Genomic DNA, 20,742 nt, shown 5'->3' on the forward strand with positions numbered 1-20,742 from the left:
TTCTATGAGGTCGGTGACTCACTGAACAGCCCCGAGCGGTTGCCGGCCTACCCGAGCTGCCTCGGTTCGCCTCCCCCATCCGCCCCCGTGCGTCGACTTGCGGACTCACCAAATGGCATGGCGGTGCAGAGAATCTCGGCGGTAAGGTCCGGCCCGAAGACATGAGGTCCAGTCAGGCTTGGCCATCGATTCGGCTGATCATGAGAGGAACGTTCCGTGGAGGGTTTCGATCCCAAGGCCGGCTTCGGATACGAAGTGTCCAAGCGGTACGACGACGAGCCACGCGGCGACGAGGCCGAGACCGTGGCCTTCCTGGCCAGACTCGCAGGACAGCAGAACGCCCTGGAACTCGCCGTGGGCACAGGTCGGGTCGCGTTGCCCCTGATGCAGGCGGGGGTACGGGCCGTGGACGGGATCGAGCTGTCGCAGGACATGGTCGATCGGATGCGCGAGAAGCCAGGTGGCGATCAAGTCGGCGTGACCATGGGCGACATGTCCCGCGTCACCACCGGCCGCACCTACGGGCTTGCCTACCTGGTCTTCAACACCATCGGCAACCTGCTCACCCAAGAAGACCAGGTCCGATGCTTCCAGAACGCCGCCGGCCATCTCACGGACGACGGCGTGTTCGTCCTCGAATGCCGCATCCCCACCGCGCCCTCGCGCCCTGGTCATCAGTACCTCGACACCGAACAGGTGGGCCTCGACCACGTCGACCCTCGATGCCGGGCAGTACGACCCGCTGACCCAAGTGCTCGACCTGAACCACATCCGCATCAGCAGCGGGGGCATCAGGCTCTCCCCCATCAGGCTCCGCCTGGCCCACCCACCCGAGTTCGACCTCATGGCCCGCATCGCCGGCCTCCGGCTACGCGAACGGTGGGGCGGGTGGAACGGCGAGCCGTTCACCGCGCAAAGCTGGCGCCACATCAGCGTCTACGAACGCACAGACAGCACTGCGTAACAAGCGCCCAGCCAGACACCGCACCCCCACGTCCGCAACAACCAGCCCCCTCTGCCGAGGCGAAAGAGCAACGCGCGCCCGTCGTCCACGATCATGTCGGCGCAGGCTGCGGAGTCATTGAGCGGCCTTGAGCGCACTGGGAGGATCAGGGCATGGCGGACTCACCCATGCGGATCAATGCCCTCATCGTCGATGCCACCGACCCCGCTCGGCTTGCCGCGTTCTGGTCGGAGCTGCTGGGGAGGCCAGTCGTGGACCGTACGGGCCCGTACGTATGGCTGCGGCGCGAGAACGGCCTGGGCCTGGGGTTTCAGCAGATCTCCGAGCCCAAGTCGGGCAAGAACCGCATGCACTTCGACATCAGCTCGCCTGAGCCGGCCGCCGAGCAGCAGCGGGTCGAGGCGCTGGGCGGGCGCAGACTTGAGCAGTACGCCGATGGTGGGTTCCTGGTGATGGCCGACCCCGAGGGCAATGAGTTCTGCATCATCCCGGAAGGCCCGGTCGGGCTCGACGACGAGGGACGGGCGCATTACCTCAGCTGACCGACCTTCGCGGTCGCCCCGTGCGCGAGGGCGTGACCGTCGCCGTCGCATGGGAGGACTCCACCCGGGCGAAATGCAGTTCCGGGTCGGCGACGCTTTCGGCGCGCAGCAGCTTGACGTCCGAGTGGTAGTCCATCGAGGTCAGCCATGGCATCCGGTCGCCCTGCCGGGGCAGCTGGTCGACCGCGCGCTGGATGTAACCGGCGCCGAAGTCGAGGAACGGCCTGGTCGGCATGGCCGGATCGGCCACCTCGGGACGGCAGATGTCGTGGCCGTGGGCGTCCATGTGGGCCAGCAGCCGGCAGAAGTGCTCGCACAGCAGACCCACCTTCAGCGTCCAGGAGCTGTTGGTGTAGCCGATCGAGTAGGCGAGGTTGGGCACTCCGGAGAGCATCATGCCCTTGTAGGCGACGGTGTCGGACAGGCGGATCTCCTCGCCGTCGACGGTGACCTGGACGCCGCCGAACGCCTGCACGTTCAGTCCGGTGGCGGTGACGACGACATCGGCGTCGAGTTCGCGGCCGGATTCGAGCGCCACTCCGTTTTCGGTGAACGTGGTGATCCGGTCGGTGACCACCGACGCCTTTCCTGCGCGGATGGTCTTGAACAGATCTCCGTCGGGAACGGCACACAGGCGCTGGTCCCACGGGTCGTACGGCGGGTTGAAGTGCTCGTCGACCGGATAGCCGTCGGGCAACTGCTTGGCGTTGGCCCACCGGATGATCCGGCGTGCGGCCTTCGGGTACCGCTGGCAGAAAGCCCAGATGAAGCGCTGCTGGGCGATGTTCTTGCGCCGGGTCAGCGCGTAGCCCCGCTCCGGCCCGAGGTACTTCTTCAAGGCGTTGGCGATGGCGTCCTTTTTCGGTACCGGGAGGATGTACGACGGGGTCCGCTGCAGCATCGTGACGTGTGCGGCGGTGTCGGCCATCGCGGGCAGCAGCGTGACCGCTGTGGCACCGCTGCCGATCACCACCACCCGCTTGCCGGTGTAGTCCAGGTCCTCGGGCCATTGCTGCGGGTGCACGATCGTGCCGCCGAAGCGCTCCCGGCCCTCGAAGTGCGGGGTGAACCCCTGGTCGTAGCGGTAGTAGCCACCGGCGCAGAACAGCCAGGCGCAGGTCAGCGTGGTCCGCTCGCCGGTATCGGCGCGCTCGATGTGCACCGTCCACCGCGCCCGGTCGGTCGACCAGGACACGGAGAGCACCTTGTTGTGGTAGCGGATGTGGCTGTCCAGGCCGTTCTCGGTCGCGGTCTCGCGCAGGTACGTGAGGATGCGCGGCGCCGAGGCGATGGATTCCTCATCCCGCCACGGCTTGAACTCGTAACCGAAGGTGTGCAGGTCGGAGTCGGACCTGATGCCCGGATAGCGGAACAGGTCCCAGGTCCCGCCGGAGGCGGCCCGTGCCTCCAGGATCGCGAAGGTCTTCGACGGCAGTTCGGTCTTGAGGTAGCGACCGGCCCCGATACCGGATATTCCGGCGCCGATGATCAGAACGTCGAGATGTTCGACGGCGGGCGAAGCTGAGGCAGCAGACATGGGCGACGACTCCAGACGATGACGTGCGGCTCGCCCATGGTGCAGGGTGGGCATCCCGGAGAACAGGCACAGTGTGCACCGGATCGACACCTGCGTGGTGCAATGTGCACCACTACAGTCGTCGCATGCCGCTGTGGAAAACGCCGTCACCCCGCATCCGGGAACTGATCCGCCAGGGCGCCGAGATCGCACTCGACCCTCGCCCCGAGTGGCTCGCCGAACTCGACGCGGTCACGCTGTCCGGCCAAACGAAGCAGCAGGTAGCGGCAGACCCCGTCCTCGCCGCAGGGACGCGTCGGACCAACCGGTCCAACCTGCTGTTCTGGGCGGCCTCCAACATCCGCGCACCCGGTGAACCGGTGCCCGCGAACGAGGGGGACGCACCCCTGGCCATCGCCCGCGACCTCGTGCGGCGTGGCCTCGACGAATCCGCGCTCGACTCCTACCGGGTCGGCCAGGGTGTCGCGGTGCGGGTGTGGACACAGATCGCGTGCTCGCTCACCAGCGACACCGATGAACTGAGCGAACTGCTGGATGTGTCACTGCGATCCATTTCCGCATTCGTCGACGACACCGTCGCCGCCATCGCGGCGCGCATGCGCATCGAGCGCGGCGAACTCACCCGCGGCACCCACGCCGAACGTCGAGAGATCGTGACCCTGCTGCTCGACGGCGCGCCGATCACCCCCCAGCGCGCCCAGGCACGACTGGGCTACGCCCTGGACGCGACGCACACCGCGGCCGTCGCCTGGACCGACGATCCCGATGCCGACCTCCATCAACTCGACCGTGCCGCGGATGCCCTCGCCGCGGCGGCAGGCCGGGGAGCACCGTTGAGCGTCCTTGCCAGTGCCGCGACCCGCTGGGTCTGGGTCCATGGCCGCCCCGACGCAGTCCACGTCCACGCCGCCATGGACCAGCTGCCCGACGTGCGCATCGCGCTCGGTTCGCCCGCACCCGGCGTGGACGGCTTCCGCCGCAGTCATCTCGACGCCCTCACCACGCAGCAGATGCTGGCCCGCCTGCATTCCACCCAGCGCCTGGCCTCGTACGACGAGGTCGAACTCGTCGCGCTCCTCACCCAGGACCCCGAACACGCCGACCGCTTCGTCAAACGCGTCCTCGGCGACCTGGCGGGAGCGCCGGTGGAGATCACCGAAGCGGTACGCGTCTTCATCGCCGAACAGTGCAACGCCTCCCGAGCCGCCACCCGCCTCTTCACCCACCGCAACACCCTGCTCCGGCGCCTCGCCCGCGCCGACGAGCTGCTGCCGGTTCCGCTGGCCGCCCATACCCTCGATGTCGCGGCCGCTCTCGAAGTCCTCTATTGGCGCGGACGCAACTGATTCCGGTCACGGGGGTGAAAGAGAGCCTGGGCACGGGAAATGTCGACGGGCTCGTCCGCGGGCAGTGGGAGGAAGTGTTCCAGCTGCCAGGTCTGCGTATTGCCGGCTTGGCGGTTGGTGGTGGTCACCCACGGCGGATAGACGCGGAATGCGCGTTTCCCGCCGGAACCATTCGTCGACACGATGCCCCGCTCACGGAGCACATCCCTCGGGAACACGAACTGCCCGAATCGTTCGTCCTCGCGGGTGCTGATCACGAAGAAATCAACGGGATCCTCGGCATCGAAGGGCTGGATCGGACCATCCTCGGACCTCTTCCACACCGTGACGAACTGACCGACCTTCGTCGGGGTCGTCTTGGCCACGCGGAACCTGACCGCGAGGCCGTCCAACGTGAATTCGCACGCCCCGTACTCGGCACTCTCCGCTTCGGGCACCGGCGCCGAGCAGGTGAACCCACTCGGCTCGTAAGCCAACGTTTTCGCCCGTAGGAAGTCGCCAGGGATCCCTCGTGCGCGTGCCCCAGGATCATGGGCGCCGAATTCCGAGGAGACTTCACGTGCCATCGCCATTCCGCCATCGTGCCACACTTCGAACACGCGAACGAATTCACGCCGCCGGGCCGGCCGCCCACTCGGCCACCCCCTCACCCTGGCTGTGCCGACACCGGGCTCACTTCGCCTGTCGCCGGATCTGTCTCACTTCGCCATCGATGGCCCAGGCGTCGGCCACCGGTCCGAGGTGACCGAGCTTGTCAGGGTTGATCACCGAGCGGATGGTCTGGATCTGCGCGTCGAGCACATCGAGGACGAGAGCATGGAGGACCTTGCCGTCCCGGTCGCGGAAGATCGCGCCGGGCTGTCCGTTGACCTCCTGCGGCTCGAACGTCACATCGACCCGGGCCAGCAGCGGGAAGAAGGCGGCCAACAGCCGGGCCACCTTTTCGGACCCGACGACAGCCCTCGCCAGCTGCGGGGCCTTACCACCGCCGTCCCCGACCATCTGCACATCCGCGGCAAGCAGATCCTGCAGGCCGGCGACATCGCCGTCGCGGAGGGCATCGAAGAACCGCGTCGCCAGCTCCTGCCGCTTGTGACGGTCCGCATCGAACCGCGGCCGCCCGGCCTGCATGTGCCGCCGCGCCCGTACCAGCAACTGCCGGCATGCCGCCTCCGAACGCCCCACCGCCGAGGCGATCTCGTCGAACCCGAAGCCGAACGCCTCCCGCAACACGAACACCGACCGCTCCAACGGGCTCAGCCGCTCCAGCAACAGCAGCGCCGCCATCGACACCGAGTCGGCCAACTCCGCCGAGCGCTCCGGATCCTGATAGGGGTCGCTGAGCAGCGGCTCGGGGAACCACGGGCCCACGTACTCCTCCCGCCGCACCCGCGCGGAGCGCAGTACGTCGATCGAGATCCGCGTGACCGTAGCGGACAGAAACGCCTTGACCGACGTGGGCAGGGTCGCCGAGCCGTCGTAGCGCAGCCAGGTCTCCTGCACAGCGTCCTCGGCCTCGCTCACGCTGCCCAGAATCCGGTAGGCGATCGAGAACAGCAGTGGCCGCAGCTCCTCGAACTCCTCGACCTTGCTCACGACGTATCTCCCTTGAGGCTTCCGCCCGACCGCGTTTCCGGCGCGGGCACATTCCGGTGATCTTGTGGTCCGTCGACGGGCTGTGCAACGCCCCCACGCCCGGGGCCTGCGTCAGCGCCCCGGGCGGTTCATCGGTGGCCGTTCAGTGGAACTGCCCGGCCACGTAGTCGCCGGCCGGCTGCTGGGCGATGATGTTCAGCCGGTTCGCCGTGTTCATGAAGGACACGAGGAGCACCAGGGCGGTGATCTCCTCCTCGTCGTAGTGCTTCGCGGCACGTGCCCAGACCTCGTCGCTGACCCCGCCCGCCGCGTCCGCGACCCGGGTCCCCTCCTCCGCCAGTTCCAGCGCTGCACGCTCGGCCTCGGTGAAGACCGTCGCCTCCCGCCACGCCGCGACCAGGTGCAGCCGCACCGAGGTCTCGCCGGCAGCTGCGGCCTCCTTGGTGTGCATATCGATGCAGACGGCGCAGCCGTTGATCTGGCTCACGCGCAGCGCCACCAGCTCCTGCGTCGCGGCCGACAGCGGCGACTCCTTCAGCACCTTGCCCAACGACATGAAGTACTTGAACGCCTTGCCGGCGGTCGGGCTGGCGAAGTAGTTCAGACGCGCATCCATGGTGTGCTCCTCCGTCGTCTCAATGGCTACACCCCTTGAGACGAGACAGCCCGCCCCCCTGTGACACGGACGAATGTGACCTGCATCTCTGCACAGACAGCACACGTCAGCGTCGGCCGCCTGAGCCTCACCGTTCACGATCAGCGCGGCAACCTGCGAAGGGACGCGTCCCGACCAGAGCACGGCTTCCTTCGCCCCAAGGCGGGCTGCACACGCCCCACCACCAAGCCCGAAGGATGCGGCCAGGCGACCGTCACCGTCAGGCAGTCGCAGCCGGTCAACTCCTCGACGGGTGCCGCGAAGGACGCTCGGGCAGCCAACTGGACCAAAACACAGACCAACATGATCCACCGCCAAATCCATTGGCGGAGTTGGCGCATCTCCGATATCCACTTGCTCGGCGTCGCCGCTCCGGGGAACGTCGCCTGAACACCGCACGAAGGCAGGGACGATGACCACACAGGCCCACCACGTCGACCACGAACTCATTGAGGCCGCGGCGCATGTCGCGCGTACGCGTTGCCGGGGCGACAACCACACCATGGCAGCCGCGGCCCGAGCCCGGGACGGCCGGATCATCACCGCCGTGAATGCGTACCACTTCACCGGCGGCCCCTGCGCCGAGCTGATCCTCATCGGCGCAGCAGCTGCCCAGGGCGCCTACGAACTGGCCACGATCGTCGCCGTGGGTGACCGCGACCGGGGCGTTGTTCCTCCGTGCGGCCGGTGCCGTCAGGTCCTCCTCGACTACTTCCCGGCCCTGAAGGTCATCGTCGGCTCGGACGACCACATCCGAACCGTCCTCATCACCGACTTGCTCCCCGAAACCTACGTCTGGGCCGACCACCAGCTCGACGCTGAGCAGAGTGCGTCACCCAGCTAGGGCTAACGCCCGCCCCTCCGGCGACCACACGGAGAGCGGCCATCTGATGCTGCGCCGGCGGCCCGTAGCCAGGCCCCGCCATCCACCCCATTCGGCCCAGGAGCCATTACGGATCGTGCGCCCGGACGTTGGCATCGATATGACGAGCACCAAGATCACTGCCCTTCGCCGCGCGGCCGCGAGCAGGGCCGCCCAGGCTGCCAGCGACCGCGCGGCCGCCGAAGCCGCGACGCGAAAGACGGTGCCGCAGCCGCGTCCCACGACGGGTTCCTCCACCCAGCCGCAGTCATCGACGAGGAGCAGTTGACGCCGCGCGGCAGCTACGGCGCCCCGATGACGGCCTTCCGCCGTACTCGGTAGCCGCCAGGACTGCTGCCCAGGGTGCACGTAGGCGCGGGCGGCGTCGCTCAACGGCGTGCCTCCGCCGTTGTCCATACCGAACTCTTCGAACGTCTCGTATGCGCAGGGTCAGAACAGCCAGGCCAGGTAGGCAGAGATGGCAATTCCCGCGACGGAGGTGAGCGCCAAGCGCTTGGCGATCCAGGCAAGCCGGGTGCTGCGTACCGCTGTGAAGAGGTCCTGCCCCGCGCCCCTTCGCGGCAAGACGCCGCTCGCCGCTACGGGTAGCGCTGCTGAGCCGATCAACAGCCCCAGGAAGGCGAAGGCGATGCGGACCCAAGCCGAGCCCATGCCGGCGACGACATAGCCGCCGCTGCCGTTGCGGACCTGGAGCGTGTCGCCGGGGGCAGCGTCCCGGGTGTTCACTCGGGCGTGCGGATCGTTCGCCAGGCGGCCATCGCTGTCCTCGGCCTCGGCCGGGCGGAAGGTGCCGTAGCAGTGGCGTGTGCCTCCGCGGCCGGCACCTCCGCTGTGACAGTCGCTGACCGTCAGCTTGCCGGCAGTGCCCACGAGGCCGCTCGCGACGGCGGCCTGGGATATGGATACGCCGCAGATGCCGAGGGCCACCAGCAGGCCGATGACGCCGGCGGCGCGACCTGTGATGGTGGGCCGCAGCGCACTTGTGGTTGGCATGGACAGAGCCTATGGCAGCTCCCGCGGGGAGAAACGCCCCGAGGCTCCCTCCGCCCGCTACGACGAGCGGCGCGTCAGCGGGGACGGAGCAGGGCTCCCGCCCGGCCGACCAGGCCCCGACGGTTCCCGCGCAGGTGGTGGGCCCAGGTGGTAGACACCCTCGGTGAGGTATCGCCCTCTCACCTTGAATCACACCCGCATCGAGGATCAGTCTTGACCCCGTACTCCCTGGCGTTCTACGTGGACGTCGTCACCACCGCCCCGATGGGCGCCGAGGAAGTGGAGTGGCGCGCGACCAGGCTCGGTTAACGACGGCACGAGCCCAGGGCCTGCCGCATTCATGCAACTTCCGGGAGTCCCCAGAACAAGTGGCGATGCCCAGTTAGAAATACGCCCTAGAGCAGCCACTTCCCGTCGCGCATCAAGGTCCGCCCGGCCATCTCGGGTACTGTTCCCCACGCCTGCAGCACCTGCGGGGTGACCTGGAAGAAGACGTACGACGGGTGGTCCTTGCGCGGGTCCCAGCCGTCCTTGGCGGCGAAGGCGTCGCCCACCCCGGTCGGAAGCTCCTCCCGGGTCAGCATGCGTGCGGTGCCGTGGACCAGGACCACGTCCCGGGTGTGGCCGAAGGAGAGCCGAACCCGGCCTGAGGCGCACAGGTTTCGTCCGGTCGGGTTGGTGTCGCGAGTGGCCAGCCACACCGCCTCGCCATCCCACCAGAAGGCAAGCGGAACGAGGCAGGGCTCGCCGGCCGCGTCGGCCGTGGCGACCCATACGTCGTTGTCCCGCACGAGCCGTTCCAGCGCCTCGCGCTTGCGCTGCTCCGGGCTGCGGGGGCCGCTGGGACGAGAGTCAGCTGATGTCATGTGGCGAGGTTATGACGTGAAGCGCCAGGCCACATCCGGCGGCGGAACTAGGGCGCAAGGCGGAGAGCGTCCTCATACTGGGCGTAGTCAGCGCAGCCGCACAATGCCGCAGCGGGCGAACAACAGGGCAACAGGGCAACAGGGCAACCGTTGTCTTGTTGTCGGCCCGGCGCAAGCAACTGCTCCTAGCCCACGCCCCGTTGGCGCCAACCGCACATGCACCCATGGCGGCCAGGGTGCCTCCGGAGCGCCTGCTCCGCCGGGTGGCCGTCGCCTCACCGTCCAACCGGCAGGGGGGAGCGGCACTCAGGTGCTGAAGCGACGCCCCGGGCGGCCAGAGCCAGTGCCGGGACGTCGCCCGCTCAGCGCTCCAGCCCCGCATCCAGCAGACGTCCCACGGGCCGGCGCACGGCGAACAGGGTCAGGCCGATGCCGATGCCGCACACGGCGGTAAGGGTGAAGTAGGAGGCGTTGTCGATCTCGGTGAACAGCTGCCCGAGCAGGCCCGCCAGGGACGAACCGAGGGCCAGGGTGAGGAAGTTCAGGCCGACCATCTGGGAGCGGAACTTCGCCGGGCCGATCCGCGTGGCCAAGGACAGCCCGATCGGCCCGACGAACACTTCGGAGGAGCCGGCCGCCATCATGAACAGGAGGATGAGGGCCAGCGGGATATCCGCCTTACCCGTGGCCTCGGAAATGATGAGCAGGAACAGGTAGGCGCAGCCGATCTGGGTGAGTCCGATGGCGACCTTCGCCACGGTCCCGGGCTGGCGCTCCCCCAGGCTGTTCCAGACCTTGGCGATCAGAGGGGTGATGAGGACGGCCGCCAGCGGACTGACGGTCGTGATCCAGGCGACCGGGAACGTCCAGCCGCCGATCTGCAGATCGATGCGTTCGGTGATGAGGATGGAGATCGCGGTGAACTTCTGGAACAGGAAGCCGAAGTACACCCCGGACGCCAGAAAGAGGGGGAGGTATCCGAGGATGCGCCGGCGCTCGTCGCGGCTGACTGCCGACGACGTGGTCATGGTGAGGAAGTAGATGGCAGCCGCCACCAGTGCGGCGACGGTGACCACGGTGGACAGGTTCGCCGCCCGGAGCAGGCCGGTGGCAACGGCAATACCGATGGCGGCGACGCACGCGATGGCCGTCAGGGAAACGAGCGGACGGCGGTTGGCGGGGAGGGGGTTGTTGATGGTGCGGGCGCGCTCGGGGAGCTGCTTCATCGAGGCGACGTACTGGACGAGCGCCGCTCCCATGCCGATGGCCGCCAGCCCGAATCCGTAGTGGAACCCGAGTTCGTTCTGGGCGAGGCCGGTGGTGAGCGGTCCGACCACCGCACCGATGTTGATGGCCATATAGAAGTAGGAAAAGCTGGCATCCCGGTGGCGCTCGTCCTGGCTCTGGTCCAGGACGAAGCCGAAGATCGAGGTGATGTTCGTCTTCAGCGCACCGGTGCCGAGGACGATGCACGTCAGTCCGACGCCCAGCCCGGCCAGACCGGGCGCGAAGGCGAGCACCACATGTCCGCCCGTGATGACGACGGCGCCGTACAGCACCATGTTCTGTGGGCTGACGAGCCGGTCACCGAGCCAGGCGCCGAGGATCTGCGACAGGTAGACGGCGCCGCCGTAGGCTCCGACGATGCCTGCTGCTGCGGCGGGGTCCAGGGCAAGACCGCCGTCGGACAGCGCGTAGAGCAGGTAGAAGGAGAGGATTCCCTGGAGGCCATAGAAGGAGTAGCGCTCCCACAGTTCGGTGAAGGCCATGCTCCACAGGCTGCGTCGGGAGAATCTTCCGGACTCCTCAACCGGTGTGTCGCCGGTCTTGCTGTCAACTGCAGTGGCCGTCTTGTGCGGTGTCTCTCTCATTCGCTGAGTCCTGCCAGTCGTGAGCCGAAGCGGGCGATGAGGGAGGTGTTCTGGGAGTGCCTGCTCTCCTCCCACCGGTCGGCGACGCCGAAGAGCCGGTACATGGTGTGGACGCCGAGCCAGCGAAGGGGTTCGGGCTCCCAGCGTCCGGAGTCGTGGTCGTTCCACGGCAGTTGGGTCAGCGCGGTGCTGCGTCCGGCGGCCCGGTCCAGGAGCGTCCGCGCGGCGAGGTGGGTGGCGGTCACGCCGTGACCGGCGAATCCACGCGCGACGCCGATCCCGGTGGCGGGGTCGAAGGTGATCCCGGCGCACCAGTCGCGGGTCACGCCGATGGCGCCCCGCCAGGCGTGCTCGACGGTGAACTGCACGTCGGGGAAGAACAGTCGGAGGCGGTCGGTCAGGGTGCGTACGGTGCGGGCGTCCACGCTGCCCTGGCCCGGGGTACCGGAGTTGAAGGCGTAGGGCGTGCCGCGGCCGCCGATGGCGATGCGGCCGTCGGCGGTGCGCTGCGCGTAGACGAAGGTGTGCGCGGCGTCGCCCAGGCATTCCCGGCCCTGCCAGCCGATCCGTTCCCAGACCTGCTCAGGGAGCTGGTTGGTCACGATCATCGAGGAGTTGACGGGGATGATGTCGCGTTTACCGAGGCCGCGGGCGTCACTGTCGATCTGTCCGGAGTATGCCTCAAGGCAGGTCAGGACGGTCGTGGCACGAACGGACCCGCGCTCGGTGGTCACGACCCCGGGCGCGAGGTGCGTCGCGCGTGTTCCTTCAAGGATGCGTACGCCCCTGGCTTCCACGACGGCCGCGAGGCCATGGACGAGCTTTGCGGGGTCGATGCGCACCGTGGAGCGGGTGAGCAGGCCACCCAGCGCAGGCCCGATCGCGATCCGCTTCGTCACGGCTTGGGCATCCAGGAGTTCAAGGTCCTCCGTGCGGTATCCATTGGCGAGGTCCGCAGCATGGGTCAGTTCGAGGCGTTTCATTGCGGCTGGGGTGGTGGCCACGCGCAGGTGCCCGCCCCGGTGCTGGTCCGCCTGGATCCCTTCCTCCTCAAGGACGCGGAGGATGGCGTCGATGGCGCCGGTCATCTCCCGCTGGAAGGCCGCTACGGCAGCGGCGCCGTCCTGTCCTCGCTCGCGCGCGGCCTTGGCGTACACGGCCCGGTTGCCGGGGATGAGCGGCGACAGCCAGCCGCCGTTGCGCCCGGAGGCGCCGTAGCCGACCTCTTCGGCCTCCAGGACAGTGATCTTCGCTGCGGGACGGTCCACGGCGGCGTGATAGGCGGCTCAGAGTCCGGTCAGGCCCCCACCGATGACGACGAGGTCCTGTTTCTCCTCGGGCAGACCCGCTGATCGGCGCCGCGCCTGGTCGGCGGGCTCGTCCGCGGCATGGGAGGCCGCCATCCAATGCGAGATCTCGCCGTTTCGATACGCAGTCATGAGTGTCTCCAACGATGGGCGACGCGTGGTGTCGCGGTGGTGGCCGGTGGAGCCGCCCGGGGGCGGGGCTTCAGTAGGTAGGTGGTGCCATCGCCCACAGGACCCGGGCTTCTTCCGTGCCCGTGCTCTCGACGACCCGGTGGGGTTGGCTGCTCAGGTAGTGGACCGAGTCCAGGGCGGAGAGTTGGTGGCGCTGCTCGCCGATCCACACCTCGACCTCGCCGCAGAGGACCAGGAGCAGTTCTTCGGAGCTGCCGTGGGTATAGGGCTCCACGCCGGTGGAGCCGCCCGGGGTGAAGTGGCCGAGGAGCACTTCGAGGTGGTCGAAGGCCCCGGGGGTGAGCTTGATCTTCGTGGCGCCCTCACCGAACGACATGCCGTGGGCGTCGCGGAACCGCAGCACCGGGCCGGCCACGGATCCCCCCTGGTCGAAGAGGTCGCCAACGGTCAATTTGAGCACCTCGCACACCCGCTGAAGGGTGCGCACGCTCGCATTGACCTGGTCGCGCTCGACCTGGGAGAGGTACCCCTCGGTGAGCCCGGACTGGTCGGCCAGGTCCTTGAGAGTCAGATGCAGGGCCCGCCTGCGACGGCGCAGCCGGGAACCGACGCCGGCACGTGAGTCGGCCTGTTCGTTCGACATGGGCGGGAAACTAACAAGGCTTTGGCACCACCACAATGGACAAAGCTCCCATCAAAGATTTCTTTGATGACCATGCCGACCCCTGCCTTCTGCCGTACGCCACCCGGTCGACCCTCGAAGAGGATGTGAGCCAGGTCACAGTTGAGGTTGACCTTAGGTCAGGGTGGAAGCTCCAGGCAACGGCACGACGCCGACCGGGCATCACCCATCTGAAGGAGCAAACCGCCATGTCCCTCACCCTCACCGACCAGGATCGCCCGGAGCTGCAGAAGGCCATCGAGGAGATCGTCGAGTCCGGTATCACCGGGGTGCAGATGCGCGTGCACGATGAGCGGGGGGAGTGGGTCGGCAGCGCCGGGGTGGCCGAGCTGGGCCAGGCCGCCAGGCCGCCGGCCAACGGGCACGTCCGGATCGGCAGCAACACCAAGACCTTCACCGCCACCCTCGTGCTGCAACTGGTGGCCGAGGGAAGGATCGGGCTGGACACGCCGGCAGTTGACTACCTGCCCGAGTTCGGACTGGACCGGCGCATCACGGTGCGGATGCTGCTGCAGCACACCAGCGGGGTGTTCAACTTCACCGGTGAACATAACGCCGATGGCACGGTCACACCGGGGATCCCCTGCACGATCACGGGCAAGGAATGGGTGGTCAACCGGTTCAAAAGCTACCGGCCCGAGGAGCTGGTACGGCTTGCGTTGTCCCATCCTGCTCGGTTCGAGCCGGGGACGGGCTGGAGCTACTCCAACACCAACTACGTGCTGGCCAGGCTACTGATCTCGAAGGTCACCGGCCGCTCGTGCGCCGACGAGACGAAGGAGCGGATCCTGGGGCCGCTCGGCCTGTCGGGCACCGTGGTCCCGGAAACCTCGCCGGAGATCCCCGAGCCGCACGCCCACGCGTACTACCGGTACGAGGACGAGGGCCGGCAGCAGACGGTCGACGTCACCCGTCACAACCCCTCATGGATCTCCGCCGGCGGAGACATGATCTCGACCACCCAGGACCTCCACACGTTCATCTCCGCGCTGGCGGGCGGCGAGCTTCTGCCGGCCCCGCTCCTGGCCGAGATGCGCAAGCCGCACCCCGAGAGCGGATTCGGCCTGGGGATGCGTGTGCAGGACCTGGGCCCCAACGGCGGCACCGTCCTCTTTCACAACGGCGGCGCGGCTGGCCACGCGGCGCTGATGTACAGCACGCCCGGCGGCAGCAAGACCCTGACCGCGTCGCTGAACTATGTGGACGACGCCGACCTGTCCATGGCAGCAGCATTCCTGAACGCGCAACAGAGGCTCGTGGAGGAGGTGTTCTGCGGCGGACAGACGGAGCAGGCTCAGCCGACGAGCTGAACGCTTGCGACCGTACGCCGCGAGCGTCACCCTTCCGGTCGCGCTGACCTCGAACACGAACCGGGGCCACGCCGAGCTCGACGTGGCTCGACGTGGCTCGCCCAAATGCCCGGCCGTGATGCGCGTAGCCGCCGAGCCGGAGCACAAGGCAGGCTGAGCAGATGATGAACGGAGTCACGATCGGGCAGGCGGCGGCATTCGTCGGCGTCACGGTGAAGACGGTGCGGCACTACCACAAGCTCGGCCTGGTCGAGGAGCCACAACGCGACAGCTCCGGATACCGGCGGTACGGATCGGCCGAGCTGTTGCAGCTGGTGCAGGTCCGGACGCTGGCCGCGGCCGGGGTGCCGCTGGCCGAGATCGGGCCTCTGCTCGGTGCCGACGCCACCGGGTTCGCCGCCGCGCTCGCTGACGTCGAGCAGCAGCTCACCGAACGTATCGAGGAGCTGACCGCTCGGCGCGACACGCTGCACCGGCTAGCCGATGGGAACCGGGCTCTGCTGCCCGACCGCGCTGTGGCACTGCTGGAGCGGCTGCCCGGCCTCGGCTTCACCGCGGACGAGGTGGCGGCCGCCAGGGAGGGCTGGGTGCTTGCCAAGGCCCTGGTCCCAGAAGGCTTCGACGACTACCTCGGCAATGTCGAGCACGCCCTCGAAGACACCCGGTTCATCGCCTTGATCAAGCGCGGCGCCGAGGCCGCGGCCTGGGAACCGGGCGACCCGCGCATCGCCGAGCTCGCCACCGCCTTGGCCGAGCACTACCTCGCCAACCCCGAACTGCTGAAGATCGTGACCGGCCTACAGGCCCGTACCGAGGCCGCGACCCGGTACAAGCTGATCGCCTATCACGGCGAAGAGCAGGGATCTGCCGCGGCCCGGGCGCTCGTCGAGGCCAAGCTCCGCTCCGCCGGGATCCGTATCCCCGGACCGCACTCCCGCTGACCGCGCCGCGCTCCGGTCCTTCCGGCTCGGCGACCGGCCGGGACCCGCCCACGGACACCGCCGCTGGACCGGTTGCCCGGATTCATGCGTGACGTAGATGCGGATGGGGCGCGAGGTGCAGGTAGAGCCCGGCCGATGCCTGGCCGGGGTCCGTCGGGAGGGGGACCATGTGGCTCGTGCCGTGGCCACCGAGTCCGCGGTGCGGATGCCCGGCCGGCGGGTTGGTCAGTCTCTCCTGGACCAGCCCCACCGCGTCCTGTTGGGCATCGTGCAGATCATCCGCACCGGTCACGATGTTGAGAAACGATTCATGCAGACGCAGGTCCTGCTGGTCGCGACGGCTGAGCGACTGAGCTCTACGGAAGTAGGCGTCCCGGCCGTCATGGATGCGGTAAAAGGCGCTGACGAGGATGAGGAGCCGTTCGTACGCCTGCCGGTAGGCGGTTTGGTAGAAGCGGCGGGCCGCGATCTCGTCCACGTCACCGCTCAGGACACTGGAGATGGAGGCTGCGCTGAGCAGGGCGCTGTACATCGCGAGGTGCACTCCCGTGGACAGCAAGGGATCGAGGAAGCAGGCGGCGTCCCCCGTGAGGAAGTAGCCGGGTCCACAGAAGCGGTCGGTGACGTACGAGTAGTCACTCTCCACCCTGAGTTGTGAGTCCAAGCGGGATCCTTGGAGTACACGGGTGAGGGTGGAGTTGTCGTCGAGCGCGTCGCGGTAGACGGCTTCGACCGAACCTGCCTCCGCCCGCATCCGGTTGAAGGAGCGGGTGTCGGTGACCAGCCCGACGCTGAGTGTGCCGTCGTGCAACGGGATCGCCCAGAACCAACCGTGGTCGGGAAGGGAGAAGACCCCGATGGCGCCTTCGGGTGCCTGTGGCAGGGGTGCCGCCCCACGCCAGTAGCCCCAGGTGGCCACATTGCGGAAGACGTCATGGAAGCGTCGGGTGCGCAGCTGACGGGCGCCCAGTACTCCGGCGCGGCCCGAAGCATCGATGAGGTATTGGAAGGCCGTCTCGCCTTCGCGACCGTCCTCCGTCGTCCAGGACGCTTTGGCCGCGCGGCCGTCGTGCAGTGCTACGTGCCGTACCTTGACGCCCTCGCGGACATCGGCACCCTGACTGCGTGCGTGCCGCAGCAGGAGATGGTCGAACTGCGAGCGGATGACCTGAAAGCTGTACGTGGCCGGCCTGCCCGGGTCGTCGAACGCCAGCGACCAGTCCTGCCCGCCCCAGCCGTAGAAGGCCCCCGTCTTTCGGACGAATCCGTGTCGCTCCACCAGTTCCTTCGCGCCCATGACCTCCAGGACGGGCAGGAGGGACGGCAGCAGGGATTCTCCGACGTGGTAGCGCGGGAAGCGGGATCGCTCCAGGAGCGTCACCCCGAATCCCTGCCGGGCCAGCAACGCGGCGGCCGTCGAGCCTGCGGGGCCGCCACCGACGACCAGGATCTGTGTCTCCTCCGGCATGCACAGCCTCCAGAAAATCGAGGAGCGGCCTTCGTCAGCACGACGTGCCACTCTAGGTGACACGATGGTCACCATGCAGAGCGAAATGCGGCCATCAGGCGCCGGGGCCGAGCGTCCCGCCCCAGCAGGCAGTGACTCGCATCCCCAGGACGCGCCGAGCCTCACTCCCGTCACGGTGGGCGTGGAGGAGGAGTATCTGTTGGTCGATCCCGTCTCCCGCGAGCTCAGTACGGAAGCCGGCGCAGTCGTAAAGGAAGCTGCGGCGGAACTCGGCGACCGCGTCACCACCGAACTCACGGCCTACCAGATCGAAGTACGTACCCGACCGCATCAGACCCTGGCCGGACTCGCCGATGACGTGCGCTCATTACGCGCTTCCGTGACACGTGCCGCAGCGCGCCTGGGCTTGCGGATCATCTCCAGCGGTTCTCCCGTTCTCGGCCAGCAGATGCCGCCGCCCATCACCTCCGGCCCCCGGTACGCCCGGAGCGTCTCGACGTTCCGGGCCCTCGATGACGAACAGAGTGTCTGTGCCTGCCACGTGCATGTCGGTGTTCCTGATCTGACGGCGGCCCTGGACATCAGCAATCACCTGAGGCTGTGGCTGCCCACCCTCACGGCTCTGTCTGCGAACTCGCCGTTCTGGCAGGCTCGGGACACCGGATACGCGAGCTGGCGGACGGTGACGTGGTGGCGATGGCCGATCGCGGGCCCACCCCCGTTCTTCGAGTCCCGCAGCCACTTCGAAGACCTTGTCGACAGCCTCATCACCACGGGTTCGATCATGGACAGAGGCGGTCTGTACTGGGACATTCGCCCGTCCCACCACGTGCCGACGGTAGAGGTCCGTGTTGCCGATGCCGCTTCGACCGTCAACGACACCGTGCTGCTCGCGGGAGCCGTCAAAGGGCTGGCCCTCCGTGCGCTCCAAGCCACTTCCGAGGGGAGGCCCGCACCTCGGCCACAGCAGGAGATGCTGCGCGCCGCGAGCTGGCGCGCAGCCCGGGACGGACTTGCCGGGAAAGGAGTCGACCTGACCACCGGCCACCTCGTACCCGCGATCAGCCAAGTGCGCCGTCTACTGGCCGAAGTTGAAGGGGCCCTCCCCCTGAACGAAGCCTCCTACGTACGGGCTCAAGGCTCACACCTCATGACCGGAGGCAACGGAGCCGACCGCCAGCGGGCCGCCTACGCTCGCCGCAGCTCACTCAACGACGTCGTCGACTGCCTGATCTCCGCTTCCGAGCACACCAACGGATAGCGCGACAGTGGGCCCCACATACCTGTCTGGCTTCGCGATCGCCTGCGTGAGCCACGGACCGGCCGACCAAATTCGATGGACACGTGGGCCCGGACCGCTCTAGCCTCCCTCCGTTCAAGGTCCACACGTCTGGCGGGGTGCATGTGATGACGGTTCAGGCAACGACGGTCAGCTACGGCCGGCTGTCCTACGCAACTGCCATGACCTCATCGAACCCAAGGAATCCTTCCTGTGGATCTTCCACGCTTCATCACCATCCAAGAGAGCAGCCACCGCATCCACAACCCGCTCACCGCTGACAAGCTCGCCACCCTGGGCCAGGCGCTGAGCCTTGCACCGGGGACGCACGCGCTTGATCTCGCGTGCGGATCAGGCGAGTTGATGAACACCTGGGCGCGTGACCACGGCATCACCGGGACCGGGGTGGACATCAGCACGGTGTTCACCGCGCGCGCCCGTACCCGCGCCGCCGAACTGGGTGTGGCCGATCGAGTCGACTTCATCCACGGTGATGCCGCCGGCTACGTCACCGACGAGCCGGTCGATCTCGCCTCGTGCATCGGCGCCACGTGGATCGGAGGCGGTGTGGCGGGCACGGTCGAGTTGCTCGGGCGCAGTCTTCGGCCCGGCGGCGTCATGCTGATCGGCGAGCCCTTCTGGCGTCGGGAACCGCCGAGCCAGGAGGTCATCGAAAGCTGTCATGCCGGCAGCAGGGCCGACTTCGGGCTGCTCGATGAGCTGATCGAGCAGTTCGCCGACCTCGGCTACGACCTCGTGGAAATGGTGCTGGCCGATCAGGACAGCTGGGACCGGTACCGGGCAGCACAGTGGTTCAATCTCCGCCGCTGGCTGGATCAGAATCCCGACGACGAACTGGCCGCCGAGGTGCGGACCGAGCTCGACACCGCCCCCGCCCGCTACGCACGGTATGAGCGCGAGTATCTCGGCTGGGGAGTCTTCGCACTGATGGGCCGCCGCTGACGGTTCGATCAGCGTGGGTTCGAACCCCTCGCCGGCCGAGGTCGGCGGCTCAACGGCCCACGCCGCCCCTGCGTTCGCACCGGTCCCCGAAGACCCCGGGTCACCTCGGGTCTTCGGGGACCGGTCGCACCCACAACTTTCACCGAGCTTCTGACAGCACCCATGTGTCGGAGCTACTTTTTACTTCAAGATGCCTCATACCAGAGGGGTCATGACAAGGGGGAAGAAACATGCGCAAGATCGCTTTAACCGCCGCAGGGCTGACTCTGGCTGTGGGTACGCTCGGACTCGCCGTAGCACCCAGCGCCGGCGCGGCGACTCCCTGTCCCAGCGGAGCAGTGTGTATCCGTGAGACCAACGGCAACATCCTGAGCAAGAACATCTTCTACAGCTACGGCTCCCACAACCTGTCGAACGTCACCGGCGACCGGGTGCTGGTCAACAATCAGACCGGCGGCGCGGGCTTCCAGGTCTGCTACGGCTACAACGGCGTCAACTGCTCCGTCGTGATGCGCGGTACCGGCGAGTCCGCGCCGTACAACATGACGCCGATCAACTCCGTCGTCCTCGTGAAGTAATCAACACCGAGGCCGCCAACGGCGAAGCCCCGGAGACAGCTCCCACTGTCTCCGGGGCTCTGCCTGTCTCCGGGGCTCTGCGCTGCCGGTCACCGAGCGAACGTTCGCTCTAGCTCCCGGCCGCGGTGGTCGTGGCGGTCGTGGCCACAGTCACCGCGATCATCGCCGCCTGCATGTCGCGGATGGCGGCGTGGACGCTTTCCGCTGCCCATTGTCCGTCGGCCACCTGCGCCATCCGCTCGGTGACCTGCTTGCGCGGACTGTCGGGGAAGGCCAGGCGGTGCAGCTTGGCGGAGTGGATCAGCGCGATCAGGCCCGCTGTCCGTACGTCCGGCTCGGCGCCGTCCAGTACGGCGGCCCGCAGCCGTTCCCGCAGCTCAGCCTCGACGGCACCATCGGCCTCGGGATAGCGGCGCATCGGGAACACGCCGAGTGCCTTGCGCTTCTCCTCCACGACCACTCCGCGCTCGCACAGGCTCTCAAGCGCCGCACCGACGGCCTTGCCCTGGTCCTTGGTCAGCCACTCCGTCACCCGTCGCTGCTTGCGACCGCGCAGCCAGGTCTCGATCAGCGCCGTCCGGCCGTCGAGCAGCCGGTCTCCGATCCGGGTCGTGTCCGTCAGTTCGAGGTACTTGCCCGTAACGGTTACCCGCTCGGCCAGGACGAGTTCGAGCAGGATCCCTCCTGCGACTGCCCACCCTGCGGCTTGTCGCTGCTTCGCCGACCCGGACTCGTCGTCCAGGGACAGCAGCATGATCTCCTCGGCCAGTGTGATCGCCATACCCACAACCCTCGCATACACCCATTGATCGTCTTCTCGTGGTCATAC

Annotated in this window: 21 protein-coding genes and 1 pseudogene; 10 read left to right on the forward strand and 12 right to left on the reverse strand. The window is 67.9% G+C overall.

The features are described from left to right. Positions 1-384 precede the first annotated feature (384 nt). Both QOM21_RS01490 and QOM21_RS01495 read left to right on the forward strand, forming a co-directional pair. A complete protein-coding gene (locus QOM21_RS01490; RefSeq protein WP_407555548.1) occupies positions 385-1,095 on the forward strand; it encodes a hypothetical protein in 711 nt (236 codons plus the stop codon). 21 nt (positions 1,096-1,116) lie between these two features. Further along, complete coding sequence (locus tag QOM21_RS01495; RefSeq protein WP_407547664.1) at positions 1,117-1,506, forward strand: VOC family protein; 390 nt, start codon at positions 1,117-1,119, stop codon at positions 1,504-1,506. Here the strand turns inward: QOM21_RS01495 and QOM21_RS01500 are convergent. Next, a complete protein-coding gene (locus QOM21_RS01500) occupies positions 1,499-3,043 on the reverse strand; it encodes a flavin-containing monooxygenase (RefSeq protein ID WP_407547665.1) in 1,545 nt (514 codons plus the stop codon). The genes QOM21_RS01495 and QOM21_RS01500 overlap by 8 nt on opposite strands. A 125-nt stretch (positions 3,044-3,168) precedes the next feature. Here QOM21_RS01500 and QOM21_RS01505 point away from each other — a divergent pair, with 125 nt between their 5' ends. After that, on the forward strand, positions 3,169-4,389 hold the full coding sequence (locus QOM21_RS01505; protein ID WP_407547666.1) for a PucR family transcriptional regulator: 1,221 nt from the start codon (positions 3,169-3,171) through the stop codon (positions 4,387-4,389). On the opposite strand, the gene QOM21_RS01510 is transcribed toward QOM21_RS01505, so the two are convergent. The 3 genes from QOM21_RS01510 to QOM21_RS01520 all read right to left on the reverse strand — a co-directional run bounded on the left by QOM21_RS01510 (position 4,368) and on the right by QOM21_RS01520 (position 6,601). After that, positions 4,368-4,955: a MepB family protein gene (locus tag QOM21_RS01510; RefSeq protein ID WP_407555549.1), complete on the reverse strand. Its 588-nt coding sequence runs from the start codon at positions 4,953-4,955 to the stop codon at positions 4,368-4,370. The genes QOM21_RS01505 and QOM21_RS01510 overlap by 22 nt on opposite strands. Before the next feature lie 106 nt (positions 4,956-5,061). Continuing rightward, the gene (locus tag QOM21_RS01515) at positions 5,062-5,985 is read right to left on the reverse strand and encodes an RNA polymerase sigma-70 factor (protein WP_407547667.1); all 924 of its coding nucleotides are present in this window, start codon (positions 5,983-5,985) and stop codon (positions 5,062-5,064) included. 142 nt (positions 5,986-6,127) lie between these two features. Next, positions 6,128-6,601 carry a carboxymuconolactone decarboxylase family protein gene (locus tag QOM21_RS01520; RefSeq protein WP_407547668.1) on the reverse strand — a complete coding sequence of 158 codons (474 nt, stop codon included), beginning with the start codon at positions 6,599-6,601 and terminating at the stop codon, positions 6,128-6,130. Between the two features lie 75 nt (positions 6,602-6,676). On the opposite strand from QOM21_RS01520, the gene QOM21_RS01525 reads away from it, so the two are divergent. Next, positions 6,677-7,030 carry a hypothetical protein gene (locus QOM21_RS01525; protein WP_407547669.1) on the forward strand — a complete coding sequence of 118 codons (354 nt, stop codon included), beginning with the start codon at positions 6,677-6,679 and terminating at the stop codon, positions 7,028-7,030. Between the two features lie 22 nt (positions 7,031-7,052). After that, entirely contained in the window at positions 7,053-7,484 is a 432-nt protein-coding gene (locus QOM21_RS01530) for a cytidine deaminase (RefSeq protein ID WP_407547670.1), read from the forward strand. A 468-nt stretch (positions 7,485-7,952) separates the two neighbouring features. Here the strand turns inward: QOM21_RS01530 and QOM21_RS01535 are convergent, their stop codons facing one another. The 6 genes and pseudogenes from QOM21_RS01535 to QOM21_RS01560 form a co-directional block, all read right to left on the reverse strand. Continuing rightward, on the reverse strand, positions 7,953-8,516 hold the full coding sequence (locus QOM21_RS01535; protein WP_407547671.1) for a hypothetical protein: 564 nt from the start codon (positions 8,514-8,516) through the stop codon (positions 7,953-7,955). A gap of 395 nt (positions 8,517-8,911) precedes the next feature. After that, the gene (locus QOM21_RS01540) at positions 8,912-9,382 is read right to left on the reverse strand and encodes a pyridoxamine 5'-phosphate oxidase family protein (RefSeq protein ID WP_407547672.1); all 471 of its coding nucleotides are present in this window, start codon (positions 9,380-9,382) and stop codon (positions 8,912-8,914) included. 362 nt (positions 9,383-9,744) lie between these two features. Beyond that, positions 9,745-11,151, reverse strand: a complete 1,407-nt coding sequence (locus QOM21_RS01545; protein ID WP_407547673.1) for a peptide MFS transporter — start codon at positions 11,149-11,151, stop codon at positions 9,745-9,747. 98 nt (positions 11,152-11,249) lie between these two features. After that, a pseudogene (locus tag QOM21_RS01550) lies at positions 11,250-12,527 on the reverse strand (NAD(P)/FAD-dependent oxidoreductase); the annotation flags it as partial. A gap of 12 nt (positions 12,528-12,539) precedes the next feature. After that, positions 12,540-12,692: a hypothetical protein gene (locus QOM21_RS01555; protein ID WP_407547674.1), complete on the reverse strand. Its 153-nt coding sequence runs from the start codon at positions 12,690-12,692 to the stop codon at positions 12,540-12,542. Between the two features lie 70 nt (positions 12,693-12,762). Further along, positions 12,763-13,335 (reverse strand): XRE family transcriptional regulator, encoded by a 573-nt coding sequence (locus QOM21_RS01560; RefSeq protein WP_407547675.1) that lies wholly within the window; start codon positions 13,333-13,335, stop codon positions 12,763-12,765. Positions 13,336-13,562: 227 nt separating this feature from the next. On the opposite strand from QOM21_RS01560, the gene QOM21_RS01565 reads away from it, so the two are divergent. Together QOM21_RS01565 and QOM21_RS01570 are read left to right on the forward strand one after the other, a co-directional pair. Further along, entirely contained in the window at positions 13,563-14,684 is a 1,122-nt protein-coding gene (locus tag QOM21_RS01565; RefSeq protein WP_407555550.1) for a serine hydrolase domain-containing protein, read from the forward strand. Positions 14,685-14,845: 161 nt separating this feature from the next. Further along, positions 14,846-15,625, forward strand: a complete 780-nt coding sequence (locus tag QOM21_RS01570) for a MerR family transcriptional regulator (RefSeq protein WP_407547676.1) — start codon at positions 14,846-14,848, stop codon at positions 15,623-15,625. Positions 15,626-15,707: 82 nt separating this feature from the next. Here QOM21_RS01570 and QOM21_RS01575 read toward each other — a convergent pair whose 3' ends face one another. Continuing rightward, positions 15,708-17,093, reverse strand: coding sequence for an NAD(P)/FAD-dependent oxidoreductase (locus QOM21_RS01575; RefSeq protein WP_407547677.1), 1,386 nt, complete (start codon positions 17,091-17,093; stop codon positions 15,708-15,710). A gap of 64 nt (positions 17,094-17,157) precedes the next feature. Here QOM21_RS01575 and QOM21_RS01580 point away from each other — a divergent pair, with 64 nt between their 5' ends. The 3 genes from QOM21_RS01580 to QOM21_RS01590 all read left to right on the forward strand — a co-directional run bounded on the left by QOM21_RS01580 (position 17,158) and on the right by QOM21_RS01590 (position 19,913). Continuing rightward, the gene (locus QOM21_RS01580) at positions 17,158-18,354 is read left to right on the forward strand and encodes a glutamate--cysteine ligase (protein ID WP_407547678.1); all 1,197 of its coding nucleotides are present in this window, start codon (positions 17,158-17,160) and stop codon (positions 18,352-18,354) included. Positions 18,355-18,585: 231 nt separating this feature from the next. Further along, positions 18,586-19,335 (forward strand): SAM-dependent methyltransferase, encoded by a 750-nt coding sequence (locus QOM21_RS01585; RefSeq protein ID WP_407547679.1) that lies wholly within the window; start codon positions 18,586-18,588, stop codon positions 19,333-19,335. Between the two features lie 338 nt (positions 19,336-19,673). Continuing rightward, positions 19,674-19,913 carry a hypothetical protein gene (locus tag QOM21_RS01590; RefSeq protein ID WP_407547680.1) on the forward strand — a complete coding sequence of 80 codons (240 nt, stop codon included), beginning with the start codon at positions 19,674-19,676 and terminating at the stop codon, positions 19,911-19,913. Positions 19,914-20,022: 109 nt separating this feature from the next. Here QOM21_RS01590 and QOM21_RS01595 read toward each other — a convergent pair whose 3' ends face one another. Then, positions 20,023-20,694, reverse strand: a complete 672-nt coding sequence (locus QOM21_RS01595) for a GPP34 family phosphoprotein (protein WP_407547681.1) — start codon at positions 20,692-20,694, stop codon at positions 20,023-20,025. Positions 20,695-20,742: the final 48 nt, after the last annotated feature.

It is taken from the genome of Streptomyces sp. Pv4-95, from assembly GCF_045782725.1.
In the GTDB taxonomy this organism is placed as follows: Bacteria; Actinomycetota; Actinomycetes; order Streptomycetales; family Streptomycetaceae; genus Streptomyces.

Coding starts and splice junctions, on each gene's coding strand:
- QOM21_RS01575 (WP_407547677.1), bottom strand. CDS start 17,093: ATGCCGGAGGAGACACAGATCCTGGTCGTCGGTGGCGGCCCCGCAGGC.
- QOM21_RS01595 (WP_407547681.1), bottom strand. CDS start 20,694: ATGGCGATCACACTGGCCGAGGAGATCATGCTGCTGTCCCTGGACGAC.
- QOM21_RS01535 (WP_407547671.1), bottom strand. CDS start 8,516: ATGCCAACCACAAGTGCGCTGCGGCCCACCATCACAGGTCGCGCCGCC.
- QOM21_RS01510 (WP_407555549.1), bottom strand. CDS start 4,955: ATGGCACGTGAAGTCTCCTCGGAATTCGGCGCCCATGATCCTGGGGCA.
- QOM21_RS01560 (WP_407547675.1), bottom strand. CDS start 13,335: ATGTCGAACGAACAGGCCGACTCACGTGCCGGCGTCGGTTCCCGGCTG.
- QOM21_RS01520 (WP_407547668.1), bottom strand. CDS start 6,601: ATGGATGCGCGTCTGAACTACTTCGCCAGCCCGACCGCCGGCAAGGCG.
- QOM21_RS01505 (WP_407547666.1), top strand. CDS start 3,169: ATGCCGCTGTGGAAAACGCCGTCACCCCGCATCCGGGAACTGATCCGC.
- QOM21_RS01555 (WP_407547674.1), bottom strand. CDS start 12,692: ATGACTGCGTATCGAAACGGCGAGATCTCGCATTGGATGGCGGCCTCC.
- QOM21_RS01545 (WP_407547673.1), bottom strand. CDS start 11,151: ATGGCCTTCACCGAACTGTGGGAGCGCTACTCCTTCTATGGCCTCCAG.
- QOM21_RS01495 (WP_407547664.1), top strand. CDS start 1,117: ATGGCGGACTCACCCATGCGGATCAATGCCCTCATCGTCGATGCCACC.
- QOM21_RS01540 (WP_407547672.1), bottom strand. CDS start 9,382: ATGACATCAGCTGACTCTCGTCCCAGCGGCCCCCGCAGCCCGGAGCAG.
- QOM21_RS01570 (WP_407547676.1), top strand. CDS start 14,846: ATGATGAACGGAGTCACGATCGGGCAGGCGGCGGCATTCGTCGGCGTC.
- QOM21_RS01500 (WP_407547665.1), bottom strand. CDS start 3,043: ATGTCTGCTGCCTCAGCTTCGCCCGCCGTCGAACATCTCGACGTTCTG.
- QOM21_RS01580 (WP_407547678.1), top strand. CDS start 17,158: ATGGTCACCATGCAGAGCGAAATGCGGCCATCAGGCGCCGGGGCCGAG.
- QOM21_RS01490 (WP_407555548.1), top strand. CDS start 385: ATGCAGGCGGGGGTACGGGCCGTGGACGGGATCGAGCTGTCGCAGGAC.
- QOM21_RS01530 (WP_407547670.1), top strand. CDS start 7,053: ATGACCACACAGGCCCACCACGTCGACCACGAACTCATTGAGGCCGCG.
- QOM21_RS01565 (WP_407555550.1), top strand. CDS start 13,563: ATGTCCCTCACCCTCACCGACCAGGATCGCCCGGAGCTGCAGAAGGCC.